A 14,706-nucleotide genomic window follows, 5' to 3' on the forward strand; every position below is an offset into this window, starting at 1 on the left:
GTGCGGGCCGGGCTCAGCCCTGCAACGCCTCCCACATTTCGAGATCCCGCTGGGCGGTCCAGATCCGGGGCGTGTCGATGCCGCGCGCCTCGTCGAAGGCCCGGGCCACGTTGAAGGGCAGGCAATGCTCGTAGATCGCGTAATCGGCGAATTTCGGGTCGCAGGCGGCGCGCACGGCGTCCCACGCCTCCTTGAGCGAGCCGCCGCGCGCGGCCACACGGGCCGCCGGGCGATAGGTGCTGTCGACGAAGTCGCGGGTGCTGGCGATGGCGCGCTGCACCGCCTCCTTGCCGATCAGCGCCCCGCCGCGCCCGGGGGCGACCGCGTCCACGTCGCAGGCCAGGATCGCGTCGAGCGTTCGGCCCCAGTCGCCGAAATGCCCGTCGCCGCAATAACACGCGGAGCGGTCCTCGACGATGTCGCCGGTGAACATGACGTTTTCGTCGGGCACATGGATCACCGCGTCCCCGGCGGTATGGGCGCGCCCGATCTTGCGGATATCGATCCGGCGGGTGCCGAGATAGACGGTCATGCTGTCGGAAAAGGTCGTGGTCGGCCAGGTCAGGCCGGGGATCGACTCGTGCCCTTCGAAGAGGCGCGGAAAGCGCTGGAACTCGCTGTCCCAGTCCTCCTGCCCGCGTTCGGCGACCATGGCGCGGGCGGTGTCGGACATGATGATCTGCCCCGCCCCGTAGGCCGACGCGCCGAGCACCCGCACCGCATGGTAATGGGTCAGCACCAGGTGGCTGATCGGCTTGTCGGTGACGCTGCGCACCCGCTCGATCACCTTCTGCGCCAGGCGCGGGGTGGCCTGCGCCTCGACGATCATGACGCTGTCATCGCCGATGATCACGCCCGAATTCGGATCGCCCTCGGCGGTGAAGGCATAGACGCCCCGGCCGACCTCGTCGAAGGTGATGGTCTTCTCGGTCATGTCGCCCTGGGATGCGAAGGCCTTTGCCATGGGATGTTCCTCTGTCTGATGCGGCGCGCATGCCGGGGCAGTCTGTTGCAATCGCAATGAGTGTCAAGATAGTTGTTGCGTCTGCAACGATATCGCCGCCATACTTGGACGGACAAAGGACCCGCGATGCAGACCCCCGCCCCGGATTTCGACCTGGAACGCTACTTGCCCTACCGGCTGACCGTGATCGCCGGGCGGCTCAGCGCCGAGATCGCGCGGCAATACAAGGCGCGGTTCGGGATCTCCCTGCCGGAGTGGCGCGTGCTGCTGAATGTCGGCCATGCGGAGAACCTGTCGATCCGCGATATCGAGAAACGCGCCGACCTGGAGAAATCCAAGGTCAGCCGCGCGGCCTCGAAACTCGAAGCGAAGGGCTATCTGCGCAAGCATGTGGATGCACGGGACAAGCGGCTGCTGCAGCTGTCCCTGACCGAGGAGGGGCGGCAATTGCTCGACGCGCTGATCCCCATCGCGGCGGCGTTCCAGGCCGATCTCGACGCGCGGCTCGGGGGCCATCGCGACGCGTTGCACGAGGCGCTCGACCGGCTGCTGCCCGCCGAAGAGGCCTGAACGCCCCTGTCGGCTTGAGAGGAGGAGGACGGATGAACACCCAAGCGCAAGTCAGCGGTCTGACCCGGGCGGCGACGCCCATGGGCACGACCGAAGGGTACATGCCCGGCTTCGGCAATGATTTTGAGACCGAAGTCCTGCCCGGTGCCCTGCCGCAGGGCATGAACAGCCCGCAGAAATGCAATTACGGGCTTTATGGCGAGCAGCTCTCGGGCACCGCCTTCACCGACGTGCGCCCCGAGCGGACCTGGTGTTACCGGATCCGGCCCTCGGTCAAGCATTCCAACCGCTACCGGCGGGTCGAGCTGCCCTATTTCCGCTCCGCGCCGGATATCCATCCGGAGGTCACGAGCCTCGGCCAGTACCGCTGGGACCCGGTCCCGCACACGGACGCGCCGCTCACATGGCTGACGGGGATGCGCACCATGACCACGGCGGGGGACGTGAACACACAAGTTGGCATGGCCGCCCACGTTTACCTCGTGACCGAGACCATGCAGGACGCCTATTTCTACTCCGCCGACAGCGAGATGCTGGTCGTCCCGCAGGAGGGGCAGCTGCGCTTTGCCACGGAGCTGGGGATCATCGATCTGGAACCGAAGGAGATCGCGATCCTGCCGCGCGGCCTTCTCTACCGGGTGGAAGTGCTGGACGGTCCCGCGCGGGGCTTCGTGTGCGAAAACTACGGCCAGAAGTTCGAGCTGCCCGGCCGCGGGCCGATCGGGGCCAACTGCATGGCCAACCCGCGGGATTTCAAGACGCCCGTGGCGGCCTTCGAGGACCGCGAGGTGCCCTCGACGGTGACGGTGAAATGGTGCGGCCAGTTCCACGAGACGCAGATCGGCCAGAGCCCGCTGGACGTGGTGGCCTGGCACGGCAACTATGCGCCCTGCAAATACGATCTGCGCAATTACTGCCCCGTGGGCGCGATCCTGTTCGACCATCCTGATCCGTCGATCTTTACCGTGCTGACCGCACCCTCGGGCCAGCCGGGCACCGCGAATATCGACTTCGTGCTGTTCCGCGAGCGCTGGATGGTGGCCGAGGATACCTTCCGCCCGCCCTGGTATCACAAGAACATCATGTCCGAGCTGATGGGCAACATCTACGGCCAGTACGATGCCAAGCCGCAGGGCTTCGTGCCCGGCGGGATCAGCCTGCACAACATGATGCTGCCGCATGGCCCCGACCGCGACGCGTTCGAGAAGGCCTCCAACGCCAATCTGGGCCCCGACAAGCTCGACAACACCATGTCCTTCATGTTCGAGACCCGGTTTCCACAGCACCTGACCCGCTTTGCCGGCACCGAGGCGCCGCTGCAGGACGACTATATCGACTGCTGGAAGGACATCGAAAAGAAGTTCGACGGCACCCCGGGCAGGAAGTGAGCGGGCTGATCCGCTCCTGGGTGCCGGGGGCCAACGACCCGGCGGGGGCTTTCCCGCTCAACAACCTGCCCTTCGGGGTGTTCTCGACCGGGGATGGGCCGCGCTGCGCCGTGGCCATCGGCGACAAGGTGCTGGACCTTGCCGCATTGCAGGCCGCGGGACTGCTGCCCGATCACGGGTTCGGCGCGCCCGCGCTCGACACCTTCATGGGGCGCGGCCAGCCCGCCTGGCACGCGGTGCGCGAGGCCCTGACCGAGCTGCTCCGCGCGGGGGCGGAGACCGCGCCGGTGCGCGCCGCCCTGCACGACCGGGCGGGCGTCCGCCTGCATCTGCCCTTCACCCTTGCCGAGTTCACCGACTTCTACGCCGGGCGGCAACACGCGTTCAATGTCGGCTGTCTCTTCCGCGATCCGGCCAATGCCCTGCCGCCCAACTGGCTGCACATGCCCATCGGCTATAACGGCCGGGCCTCCACCGTGGTGGTCTCGGGCACGCCGATCCACCGCCCGGCGGGCCAGATCAAGGACACCTCCGACCCGATGCCGCGCTTCGGCCCCTGCGAAAGGCTCGATTTCGAGCTGGAGCTGGGCGCGGTGGTCGGCACCCCGTCGCAGATGGGCGTCCCGGTCACGGTGGATGAGGCTGAAGAGATGATCTTCGGCTACGTGCTGCTGAACGACTGGTCCGCGCGGGATATCCAGGCCTGGGAATACGTCCCCCTCGGCCCGTTTCAGGGCAAGGCGTTCGCCACCACGATCAGCCCGTGGGTGGTCCCCCGGGCCGCTCTCGCGCCGTTCCGCTGCGGCCCGCCGGTGCGGGAGGTGCCGCTGCTGCCCCATCTGCGCGACACCGGGCCGATGTTCCACGATATCGACCTGGCGGTGACCCTCGCGCCCCCGGGCGGTGCCCCGACCGAGGTCTGCCGGACCAATTCCAACGTGCTCTACTATTCCGCCGCGCAGCTTCTGGCCCACCACAGCACGTCGGGCTGCGCGATGCGGACGGGCGATCTGCTGGGCTCGGGCACGATCTCGGGGCCGGAGAAGGGCATGTTCGGCTCTCTGCTAGAGATCACCTGGGGCGGGCGCGATCCGGTCGCGCTGGCGGGCGGGGCGACGCGCCGCTTTCTGGCCGATGGGGACACCGTCACGCTGAAGGGGGAAGCCCGGGGCGATGGCTACCGGATCGGGTTCGGGACGTGTACCGGCACCATCCTGCCCGCGCTGAAACGGCCCTGACTTTACATAACATGTCTTACATGGTGGACGGGCCCGCCGATCTCACTCCGCCGGGCGGCCTTCCCCCGGCGTGTTTTCCGGCGCGTCGTCATAGATCGACCAGCCATAGGCGCCGCTGCTCTGTGGCAGGTCCTTTTCGCCAATGTTCCGCGCCATGTAGGCCTTGGCGATGAAATTCGCCGTGATCGGCGCGGTCAGGAACAAGAAGACCGAGATCAGCAGCTCATGGACCGAGATATAGCCGGTCTTGGCGTAGAAATAGATCATCGAGGCGATCAGCACTCCGCCCACGCCCAGGGTCGTCGCCTTGGTCGGGGCATGGAGACGTTGCACCGAATCCTTCAGCTTGATCAGCCCGTAGGAGCCGACGAAGCCGAAAATCCCGCTGACAACGAGGGCGATGGCAATCAGAAGCTCTGCGAAAAAGGGCATGGCATCCTCACTCGATGATGTCGCCGCGCAACACGAAGCGGCAATAGGCGACCGTGGCCACGAACCCGACCATGGCGACCAGCATGGCGGCCTCGAAATAGATCGCCGTGCCGCGCCAGATGCCATAGAGCACGAGGAGCGCGATCACGTTGATCACCATCGTGTCGAGGGCAAGGATGCGGTCGGCGGAATCCGGACCCAGGGCGATGCGCCACAAATCCAGCAGAAGCGCCACGCCATAACAGGCCGCGGCGAAGAGCAGAGCGTATTCGATCATGCGAAAATCTCCTTCAGGCGTCGTTCATAGCGGGTCTTGATCTCGTCGCGCACGGCGTCCGGGTCGTCGGTATGCAGGCAATGCACCAGGATGCAGCTGCCATCGGCGGCCAGCGTGGCCGACACCGTGCCGGGCGTCATGGTGATCGTGCCGGCCAGCACCGTGATCGCCTCGGCGGAGGTCAGCTCCACCGGCACCGGGATCCAGTGGGAATGGATGTTCTTTTCGGGCTTGAACAGGATGATCATGGCCACCTGCACATTGGCCACCACGATATCCCACAGCACGATCAGCACGTATTCCGCGATCTTCAGGGGCCGCCCGATCCTGGGCCGGTTCGGCCAATAGGCCGCGGTCAGCATCGGGATCACCAGCCCGAAGGCGCTGCCGAGGATCAGGTTGCCCAGTGTGAACTTGTTCACCAGGGCCAGCCAGACCAGCACCAGGGTCAGGCTCAGGAACGGATGGGGGATCAGTCGTGCCAGCATGGGATCAGCCCTCCTCCCCGGTGCCGAGCACCGCCGATATGTAGCCCGCCCGGTCGAACAGTTGCGTGGTCGTGTCCTGAAGATAGGCCGAAACCGGGCCCGCGAACACCGCCAGCGCGCCCAGGGTCAGCAGCATCGCGAGGGTCGGCGCGATCTCCATCGGGGTGGCGCGGGTGGCGGGGGAGGCCCCATCCGGTGCCGGCAGGGCGGTGGATTTCCAGAACAGCGCGCTGCCCGCCCGGGCAAACCCGACAATGGTCAGGAGCGAGCCCGCCAGGATCGCCGTCCAGGCCCAGCCGATCACGCCGGGATCGCGCAGCGCATCGAGCACCAGCAGCTTGCCGAGAAACCCGCTCAGGGGCGGCATTCCCGCCATGGCAATCGCCGCCCCGAAGAACAGCGCCGCGAAAAGCCCGTTCTGCACCGTGGCGGGCGCGGGCGTCAGGCTGTCGGCCTCCCGCCGGGTCACCACCAGGTCCGCGATCAGAAACAGGCAGGCCGCCGCGAAGGTCGAATGCACCATGTAATAGAGCGCCGCCGAGGTCGCCGTGGTCGAGAACACCGCCACCGCCACCAGCAGCGTGCCCATGGAGCCCACCACCGAGAAGGCGATCAGCGGCATCAGCCGCCGCGCCCCCAGCACGCCGATCGCCCCCACCGCGATGGTCACGATCGCCGCCGGGAAGAGCCATGTGGCCGCCAGATCCGCCGTCCCCGGGCTGCCGGGTCCGAAGGCCGTGGTATGCACCCGCAGGATCGCATAGGCGCCGACCTTGGTCATGATCGCGAAGAGGGCGGCGACCGGGGCGGGCGCGTTGGCATAGGTCGCGGGCAGCCAGAACTGCACCGGGAACAGCGCCGCCTTCACCGCGAAGACGATCATCAGAAGGATCGCCGCGACCCGCACCAGCGCCGCCTCCTCCGCCGGGATCTGCGGGATGCGCACGGCGAGATCGGCGATGTTCAGCGTTCCGGTGGTGGCATAGAGCGTCCCCAGCGCGAACAGGAACAGGGTCGAGCCCGCCAGGTTCATCACCACGTATTGCAGCCCCGCGCGCATCCGCGCCTTGCCGCCCGAATGGATCATCAACCCGTAGGACGCGATCAGCAGCACCTCGAAGAACACGAAGAGGTTGAACACGTCGCCGGTCAGGAACGCGCCGCTGATCCCCATCAGCTGGAACTGGAACAGGGCGTGGAAATGCCGTCCCCGCGCGTCCCAGCCCGTGGCGATGGCATGGAGCAGGACCATCAGCGCCAGCACCGAGGTCAAGAGCACCATCAGCGCCGACAGCCGGTCGAGCACCAGCACGATGCCGAAGGGCGCGGGCCAGTCGCCCAGCCGGTAGACATGGGTGGTCCCGTCCGCCGCCATGCCGGTCAAAACCAGCGCGATCCCAACCAGCACCACGGTCCCCGCCACCGAGGCCGTGCGCGCCAGGGTGATGTCGTGGCGCATCACGAAGGCGATGATCGGGGCCAGCATCGCCGGCAGCACCACGGGCAGGATGATCCAGTGCATCATGGCTGGCCCTCCTCGCGGGTATCCTCATCCTCGATGTCGATCCGGTCGGTCTCGGATTCCAGGTAGGCGCCGAGCCCGATCATCACCAGAACCGCCGTCATCCCGAAGGAAATCACGATCGCCGTCAGCACCAGCGCCTGGGGCAGCGGGTCGGAATAGCTCGCATCGCCGTATTTCGACAGGATCGGCGACTGGTCGATGGCCAACCGCCCGCTGGCGAACAGGAACACGTTCACCGCGTAGGACAGCAGGGCGAGGCCCAGGATGATCGGGAAGGTCCGCAGCCGCAGCAGCAGGTACACCCCCCCCGCGGTCAGAACGGCAACGGTGCTGGCAACCAGGATCTCCATCTCAGCGGGCTCCTTCCGGTCCGGGGCGCACGGGGGTGGGCGGCTCCGCCGGGCGCGGCGGCGTGCCCACACTCCCCTTCACCGCGGGGTCGTAATCCATCGGCCCGGTGTTCACCGTCTCGCCCGCGAACCGCGCGATCCGGCTCAGGCTATAGAGCATCAGCATCACCGCGCCCAGGACGGTCAGGAACACGCCCAGGTCGAACAGCATGGCGGTGGCCAGCTCGAATTCCTCGATGGGGGGCAGGTTTATGTAGGTATAGGCGCTGGTCAGGAAGGGCCGGCCCAGCAGCCACGCGCCTGCCCCGGTCAGCCCGGCGATGATCACCCCGAGCCCGATCATCGTGTGATACTCGATCCGCTTGCGCTCCTGCGTCCAGGCAAAGCCCGAGGCCATGTATTGCATCAGAAGCGCGATGGCGATCACCAGCCCCGCGACGAAACCGCCGCCCGGCTCGTTATGGCCGCGCAGGAAGATGTAGAGACCCACGACCACCGCGATGGGCATCAGGACCCGGGTGACCACCACCATCATCATCGGATGCCGGTCGCGCGAGCGGTCGTTGGAGAAATCGCCGCTCCGCAGCCGCCGCGCCGCGGGCCCGTCCAGCAGCGCCTGCATCAGCGCATAGATCACCAGCCCCGCGATCCCCAGCACGATGATCTCGCCATAGGTATCGTAGCCCCGGAAATCCACGAGGATCACGTTGACAACATTGGTGCCGCCCCCGCCCTCGTAGCTGTTCTCCAGGTGGAAGCCGGAAATCGTCTCCACGTCGCGCAGCAGGAACGCAAAGGCCAGCGCCCCCACCCCGCCGCCGGCGGTCACGGCAATCGCCCCGTCGCGGATCTTGCGGCCGAGGCTGCTTTCCTTCGGCGTGGTCTTGGGCAGGAAATGCAGCGCCAGCAGCAGCAGCATGATGGTCACGGTCTCGACCGACACCTGGGTCAGGGCGAGATCCGGCGCCGACAGGTAGACAAAGCCCGCCGAGATCGACAAACCGATGATCCCGATCAGGATCAGCGCCTGGAACCTTTGATGATGCATGACCACGACCGACGCGGTCGCCACCACCAGCATCAGCCAGCCCACCGCGATCACCGGCGGCACCGGCAACAGCTCGCGCGTGGGCAGCGACAGCCCGCTGCCCGCATAGGCGATCCAGCCGAGCGCCACGGAAGACACCGTGAAGAGCGCGAGATAGGCACTGATCTTGCCCGTGTGGGTGCGCTCGGTGATCCCGCGCGTCAGCGCCACGAGCCCCGCCACCAGCCCGTCGAAGATCGCCTTGGCCTCCGGGCGGCGCGCCGCCCGCCAGATCGGATCGAGCTTGCCATGCAGCGCCAGCAGCATCAGACCGCCCAGGGTCGCCACCACCGACATCCACAAGGCGGGTGTGAACCCGTGCCAGATCTTCAGATGCGGGTGCAGATCCGCGCCGGTCACGGCACTGGCCGCCGCCGTCACGATCCCCTCGGCCACGAAGGGCGCCATCCCGATCACCAGGACCAGCACCACCAGCAACGCAGGCGAGGCCCACATCCCGAAGGGCGGATCATGGGGCTTGGCGGGGTAGTCATCCCGCACCGGCCCGAGAAACACATGACCAATGAACCGGAACGAATAGGCCACCGACAAGAGCGCGCCGAAGGTCGCCACCACCGGCACCACCCAGGGGTTGCCGAGCCAGCCCGTATGCGACGCCTCCTCCAGCATCATCTCTTTCGACAGGAACCCGTTGAAGAGCGGTATGCCCGCCATGGACAGGGCCGCCACCGTCCCGATCACGAAGGTGATCGGCATCAGGTGCCGCAAGCCGCCCAGCCGCTTGATATCCCGCGTGTGCGTTTCGTGATCCACGATCCCAGCGGTCATGAACAAGGCCGCCTTGAAGGTCAGGTGGTTGATGATGTGAAACACCGCCGCCACCGCCGCTGCCTGCGTGCCGAAGCCCAGCAGCATGGTCAGAAGGCCCAGGTGGCTGACCGTGGAAAACGCCAGCAGCGCCTTGAGGTCATCCTTGAACAGCGCGATGCCCGCGCCCATCACCATGGTCACCAGACCCGTGGTCGCCACGATGTAGAACCACGCATCGGTTCCCGCCAGCACCGGCCACATGCGTGCCATCAGGAACACGCCCGCCTTCACCATGGTCGCCGAGTGCAGATAGGCCGAGACCGGCGTGGGCGCGGCCATGGCGTGCGGCAACCAGAAATGGAACGGGAACTGCGCCGATTTGGTGAAGGCGCCGAGCAGGATCAGGATCAGCGCGGGCAGGTACCACTCGGACGCCCGGATCTGCTCGCCCGCCTGCAGGATATCGGTCAGGTTATAGCTGCCCACGATGTTCCCGAGGATCAGCATCCCCCCGATCATCGCCAGGCCCCCGGCCCCGGTCACGGCCAGCGCCATCCGCGCGCCCTGACGCCCCTCGGGCAGATGCTTCCAATACCCGATCAGCAGGAAGGAGCTCAGCGAGGTCAGCTCCCAGAAAATCAGCAACAGCAATATGTTGTCCGACAGCACGATCCCCAGCATCGCGCCTTGGAACAGCAACAGGTAGGTGTAGAACTGCCCCATCGGATCGTCGCCCGACAGGTAGAACCGCGCATAGAGGATGATCAGCAGCCCGACGCCCGTGATCATCAGCGCAAAGAGCAGCCCCAGACCGTCGAGGAAGAACGACGCCGACAGCCCCAGCTGCGGCAGCCAGGCGATCTCGGCGGTGATCACCTCCCCGCGCAGCACCGCGGGAGACAGGATCAGCAGCATGATGAAGGCCAGCGCCGTGGGCACCGCCGTGAAAGACGCGCAGGCGGTGCGCCCGGCCCGGATCATCAATCCCGGCACCAAGGCACCCAGAAATGGCAGCAGCGCGATGATGAAGAGGAAGCTGCCCTCGTGACTCATGTTGTCCTGTCCCTTTAGACCGTCTTCTGCGCGCCTTTTGGCGTCATCGTTCGACCCCGGTGTAAAGCAAAGCTTTTGCCGGGGCGAAAGACCAATTGCCGCGCAAGGCCCGTCCCCGACCCCGCCTCAGACGATGCTGAGCAGGGTGCGCACCAGCGCGGTCTGGGACTGAACCCCGGTCTTGTCGAAAATGCGCGACAGATGGGTCCGGGCGGTGTTGACGCTGATGCCCAGCTCGCGCGCCGCCGCGGTCAGGCTCTGCCCGCCCACCACGTGGCGGGCCAGGGCGGCCTGCGCCTCGGACAACCCGTAGAGCGCGCGCGCCAGGTCGAGCCGGGCATCGAAATCGCCCCCGGGCTGCAAATCGACGAAGGTCATGCCGTCCCGCACGAAGAGCATGCAGACCGCAAGCCCGCCCTCCGCCGTCTCGCCCAGCACCAGGGGCAGGCGGAACTGCCGCCCGTGATCGGCGGTAAACCGGTAATGCTGGCAAAACCCGTGCAACCCGGCGGCCCGGGCCAACCCCTCCTGCAGCACCGCGTCCCAGGCCGGGCGCCGCGCCCTGAGCCGCCCGTGGGATATCGTCAGACCCGGATGGTCCGCCAGGGCAGTGCGCGCCCCTTCGGGCAGCGACAGGACCTGTCCCCGCCCGTCCACGGCGATCCGCGGCCCGGCGTCTTCGACCGCACCGCTGAGCACGAAGGCAGCATGCAGGATGCGCCAGCCCTGCGGCCCCTGTTCCAGCGTCCGGGTCTCGAAGGTGCGCTCGTGCCGCCCGCCCCGGTGCACCCCGTGCCCCTCGAAACTGACAAAGGCGAAGCCGCCGGTCCGGGTCACGCTGACATTGCGGCGCTCGAAGCTCAGGATCTCGCAACTCGCCCCGGCCGCGAAGACCCCGCGCATGTAGCTGGCCAGCGCCTCCCAACCGTCCTGCCCCGTGACCCCGAACGCGGCGGAGGCGCTGATTAGCCGCGTGCGCGCATCCTGGACCCAGCAGGCGGCCCAACCGTCAAAATCCCGCACCACGAAAGTGTCGGTCTCTCGGGCAATCACGGCCATGATCGCCGCGTCCTCCGGGTCGCGGCGGGGCTCAGACGGGGTGCCTGACACGCTCATCGCGCGCGACTCTCCGGATGGCGGACGTGGGTCGGACCGCGCCGAGCACGGCCCCCGCCCGGCGCAGCCAGACCCAGAGGGCCATGTCCGACCGTGTATAGAGGGCCTCCGGGTTCAGCGGGCGGCGGGCCATGTCGACGGCGAGTTTCAGATGCATGGGGTCCATGGGATCGCTCCATCGTTGCGTCCCCTCCGGTGTGCCAGATCTGCGCGCCCTGCCCTGTCATCCGATCGGACCACGCGGCGCGGAAAACCCCGCATCGGCCACCGCGCCCGCCTGGCGCAGAGTCGCGCCGATCTCGGCCAGTTGCGCGGCCAGGGGGTTGGTCTTGCGCCAGACCATGCCGATGGTGCGCGACGGCGCGGGCGGCTCGAAACGGGCGACCGACACCTCGGCGCGGGCGGTGTCCAGCGGCACCGCCATCTCCGGGATCAGGGTCAGCCCCATGCCCGCGCCGACCATCTGCACCAGGGTCGAGAGCGAGCTGCCCTCCATCATGTAGCGCGGCTCGCCCACGGAGATATCGCAGAAACTCAGGGCCTGATCGCGGAAGCAATGCCCTTCCTCCAGCAGCAAGAGCCGCATCTCCTTCAGCCGCTCGGGGCTGGGCACCGGCTGGTCCGCCTCGTCGGCGGCCCGCACCAGCACAAAATCCTCGGAAAAGAGCGCGAATTCCCGCAAGTCCGGCTCGGAAATCGGCAGGGCCACCAGCGCCGCGTCCAGCCGCGAATCGAGCAGCTCCGCAATCAGCGTCTCGGTCACCGTCTCGCGCGGCTGCAACTCGATCGCGGGCATCCGAAGGGCCAGCGCCCGGATCACCTGGGGCAGGAAATAGGGCGCGACGGTGGGAATCACCCCGACCCGCAGCCGCCCGACCAGCGGCCCGTCGCGGGACCGCACAAGCTCGTCCAGCTCCCCGATCTCGGCCAGGATCTTGCGTGCCCGCAGGCGCAAATCCTCCCCAAGCCCGGTCAGCCGGATCTCGCGCGCGCGCCGTTCGACCAGCGGCGCCCCCAGCATCGCCTCCAACTCCTTGATCTGCATGGACAGGGCCGGTTGCGAGATGCCCGAGGCCTCCGCCGCGCGGCCGAAATGGCCGGTGCGCGCCAGGGCATCGAAATAGCGCAGGTGTTTGAGGGTCAATCCTTTCATAAGTCCAGCTTATCGGCGCGGTAAGAAAAAGCAATTAGCCTTTATCGCCGCGCCTGCCTATACCCGGCCTGCGAGGGGGCCCTCCCGAGGCCCCGATGACGATGGAGGACACTATGGACGGCAACGATCTGCGCAATGTCACGGGATGCCCCGTCATGCATGGCGGCAACACCGGCATGAACACCAGCCCCGTGCGCTGGTGGCCCAACGCGCTCAACCTGGACATCCTGCACCAGCACGGCGCCCGGGTCAGCCCGATGGACCCCGATTACGACCACCGCGAGGCGGTGAAGGGTCTCGATTTCCAGGGCGTCTGGGATGACGTGGACAAGCTGTTGACCGACAGCCAAGACTGGTGGCCCGCCGATTGGGGGCACTATGGTGGCCTGTTCATTCGCCTGTCCTGGCATGCCGCGGGCTCCTACCGCTTGGGCGACGGCCGCGGGGGTGCGGGCACCGGCAACATCCGGTTCGAGCCGCTGAACTCCTGGCCCGACAATGCCAGCCTCGAGAAAGCCCGCCGCCTGCTCTGGCCGGTGAAGAAGAAATACGGCAACGCGCTGTCCTGGGCGGACCTTCTGGTGCTCGCCGGGACCGTGGCCTACTCCAACATGGGGCTGAAGACCTTCGGCTTCGCCTTTGGCCGCAAGGACATCTGGGGCCCCGAGATCGACATCAACTGGGGCAGCGACAGCGAGATCCTCGCCCCCACGGACGAGCGTGTGACCGATGTGGCCGACGCCAACTCCATGGCCAATCCGCTGGCCGCGTCGCATATGGGCCTGATCTACGTGAACCCCGAGGGGGTGAACGGCACGCCCGATCCGGCCCAGACCGCGAAATACGTGCGCATGACCTTCGCGCGCATGGCCATGAATGACGAGGAAACCGCCGCCCTGACCGTGGGCGGGCACACCGTGGGCAAGGCCCATGGCGGCACGATGGCCGACAAGGTCGGCGCGGACCCCGCCGGTTGCCCGGTGCACATGCAGGGCTTCGGCTGGGAAAACCCGGGCTTCGACGGCAACGCCAACACCGCCCACACCTCGGGGCTCGAAGGTGCCTGGACCACCAATCCGACCCAATGGGACAACGGTTATCTCGAGCTGCTGTTCAAGTATGACTGGGAAGTCACGAAATCCCGCGCGGGCGCCTTCCAGTGGGAGCCGGTGAACATCGCCGAGGAGGACATGGTCCCCGACGCCACCGACCCCTCGATCAAGCACAATCCGATCATGACCGACGCCGACATGGCGATGAAGGTCGATCCGATCTATCGCGAGATCTGCGAGCGGTTCCACAAGGACCCGGACTACCTCGCCGACACCTTCGCGCGCGCCTGGTTCAAGCTGACCCACCGCGACATGGGGCCCAAGGCCAACTACTACGGCCCCTTCGTGCCGCAAGAGGACCTGATCTGGCAGGATCCGATCCCCGAAGGCCCCACCGGCTATGACGTGGACGCGCTCAAGGCCAAGATCGCCGAAAGCGGGCTGAGCGCCGCCGAAATGATCGCCACCGCCTGGGACAGCGCGCGGACCTTCCGCGGCTCTGACATGCGCGGCGGGGCCAACGGCGCCCGCATCCGCCTCGCGCCCCAAAAGGACTGGGCCGGCAACGAGCCGGAGCGTCTGGCCAAGGTCCTCGGCATCCTGGAGCCGCTGGCAGCGGCCGCCGGGGCCTCCATCGCCGATACCATCGTGCTGGCGGGCAATGTCGGCATCGAGATGGCGATCAAGGCCGCGGGCCAGGATGTGCCGGTGCCCTTCGCACCGGGCCGGGGCGACGCCACGGACGCGATGACCGACGCCGAGAGCTTCGACGTGATGGAACCCTTCGCCGACGGCTTCCGCAACTGGTCGAAGGAGCGGTACTCCGTCAGCCCAGAAGAGCTGATGCTCGACCGCGCGCAGCTGCTGGGCCTGACGGCGGCGGAAATGTCCGTGCTCGTCGGCGGGCTCCGGGTGCTCGGGGCCAACCATGGCGGCAGCGCCCATGGCGTCTTCACCGACCGGGTCGGCACGCTGACCACGGATTTCTTCCAGACCATCACCGACATGGCCTATAAATGGGTCCCGCTCGACGATGGCACCTACGAGATCCGCGACCGCAAGTCCGGCGACACGGTCTACACCGCGACCAGCGCGGACCTGGTCTTCGGCTCCAACTCGCAACTGCGGGCCATTGCCGAGGTCTATGCCCAGGACGACAACGAGACGAAATTCGTCCGTGATTTCGTCGCCGCCTGGACCAAGGTGATGAACGCCGACCGGTTCGACCTGCTGGCCTGAGCC

General features: G+C 67.2%; 14 protein-coding genes. 4 read left to right on the forward strand and 10 right to left on the reverse strand.

All coding sequences use genetic code 11. The features are described from left to right. Window positions 1–13: 13 nt before the first annotated feature. Window positions 14–964, reverse strand: a complete 951-nt coding sequence (locus PVW48_RS18650; protein ID WP_274582445.1) for an MBL fold metallo-hydrolase — start codon at window positions 962–964, stop codon at window positions 14–16. Window positions 965–1,090: 126 nt separating this feature from the next. Between PVW48_RS18650 and PVW48_RS18655 the strand changes: the two genes are divergently transcribed. Genes PVW48_RS18655 through fahA form a run of 3 tightly spaced genes read left to right on the forward strand, consistent with a single transcriptional unit; the run spans window position 1,091 to window position 4,160 of the window. Then, window positions 1,091–1,534 (forward strand): MarR family winged helix-turn-helix transcriptional regulator, encoded by a 444-nt coding sequence (locus tag PVW48_RS18655; protein WP_274582446.1) that lies wholly within the window; start codon window positions 1,091–1,093, stop codon window positions 1,532–1,534. 32 nt (window positions 1,535–1,566) lie between these two features. After that, window positions 1,567–2,922 (forward strand): homogentisate 1,2-dioxygenase, encoded by a 1,356-nt coding sequence (gene hmgA / locus PVW48_RS18660; protein WP_274582447.1) that lies wholly within the window; start codon window positions 1,567–1,569, stop codon window positions 2,920–2,922. Continuing rightward, window positions 2,919–4,160 carry a fumarylacetoacetase gene (gene fahA, locus PVW48_RS18665; RefSeq protein WP_274582448.1) on the forward strand — a complete coding sequence of 414 codons (1,242 nt, stop codon included), beginning with the start codon at window positions 2,919–2,921 and terminating at the stop codon, window positions 4,158–4,160. Before hmgA ends, fahA begins: the two co-directional genes overlap by 4 nt. 42 nt (window positions 4,161–4,202) lie before the next feature. Here the strand turns inward: fahA and PVW48_RS18670 are convergent, their stop codons facing one another. The 9 genes from PVW48_RS18670 to PVW48_RS18710 all read right to left on the reverse strand — a co-directional run bounded on the left by PVW48_RS18670 (window position 4,203) and on the right by PVW48_RS18710 (window position 12,412). Continuing rightward, window positions 4,203–4,592: a Na+/H+ antiporter subunit G gene (locus PVW48_RS18670; protein WP_274582449.1), complete on the reverse strand. Its 390-nt coding sequence runs from the start codon at window positions 4,590–4,592 to the stop codon at window positions 4,203–4,205. 7 nt (window positions 4,593–4,599) lie between these two features. After that, complete coding sequence (locus tag PVW48_RS18675; protein WP_274582450.1) at window positions 4,600–4,869, reverse strand: K+/H+ antiporter subunit F; 270 nt, start codon at window positions 4,867–4,869, stop codon at window positions 4,600–4,602. Beyond that, a complete protein-coding gene (locus tag PVW48_RS18680; protein ID WP_274582451.1) occupies window positions 4,866–5,357 on the reverse strand; it encodes a Na+/H+ antiporter subunit E in 492 nt (163 codons plus the stop codon). The genes PVW48_RS18675 and PVW48_RS18680 overlap by 4 nt, the downstream gene beginning before the upstream one ends. A 4-nt stretch (window positions 5,358–5,361) precedes the next feature. Next, window positions 5,362–6,882, reverse strand: coding sequence for a monovalent cation/H+ antiporter subunit D (locus PVW48_RS18685; protein ID WP_274582452.1), 1,521 nt, complete (start codon window positions 6,880–6,882; stop codon window positions 5,362–5,364). Next, a complete protein-coding gene (locus PVW48_RS18690; protein ID WP_012187199.1) occupies window positions 6,879–7,232 on the reverse strand; it encodes a Na+/H+ antiporter subunit C in 354 nt (117 codons plus the stop codon). Before PVW48_RS18690 ends, PVW48_RS18685 begins: the two co-directional genes overlap by 4 nt. Before the next feature lies 1 nt (window position 7,233). Beyond that, on the reverse strand, window positions 7,234–10,143 hold the full coding sequence (locus tag PVW48_RS18695; RefSeq protein ID WP_274582453.1) for a monovalent cation/H+ antiporter subunit A: 2,910 nt from the start codon (window positions 10,141–10,143) through the stop codon (window positions 7,234–7,236). Window positions 10,144–10,269: 126 nt separating this feature from the next. Beyond that, window positions 10,270–11,259: a DUF4440 domain-containing protein gene (locus PVW48_RS18700; RefSeq protein ID WP_274582454.1), complete on the reverse strand. Its 990-nt coding sequence runs from the start codon at window positions 11,257–11,259 to the stop codon at window positions 10,270–10,272. Next, a complete protein-coding gene (locus PVW48_RS18705; protein WP_274582455.1) occupies window positions 11,234–11,425 on the reverse strand; it encodes a hypothetical protein in 192 nt (63 codons plus the stop codon). The genes PVW48_RS18700 and PVW48_RS18705 overlap by 26 nt, the downstream gene beginning before the upstream one ends. Window positions 11,426–11,482: 57 nt before the next feature. Next, window positions 11,483–12,412, reverse strand: a complete 930-nt coding sequence (locus PVW48_RS18710; RefSeq protein ID WP_274582456.1) for a hydrogen peroxide-inducible genes activator — start codon at window positions 12,410–12,412, stop codon at window positions 11,483–11,485. Between the two features lie 113 nt (window positions 12,413–12,525). On the opposite strand from PVW48_RS18710, the gene katG reads away from it, so the two are divergent. Then, window positions 12,526–14,703, forward strand: coding sequence for a catalase/peroxidase HPI (gene katG, locus PVW48_RS18715; protein WP_274582457.1), 2,178 nt, complete (start codon window positions 12,526–12,528; stop codon window positions 14,701–14,703). Window positions 14,704–14,706 lie beyond the last annotated feature (3 nt).

The sequence above is a fragment of the Dinoroseobacter sp. PD6 genome, from assembly GCF_028807315.1.
Classification (GTDB): Bacteria; Pseudomonadota; Alphaproteobacteria; order Rhodobacterales; family Rhodobacteraceae; genus Dinoroseobacter; species Dinoroseobacter shibae.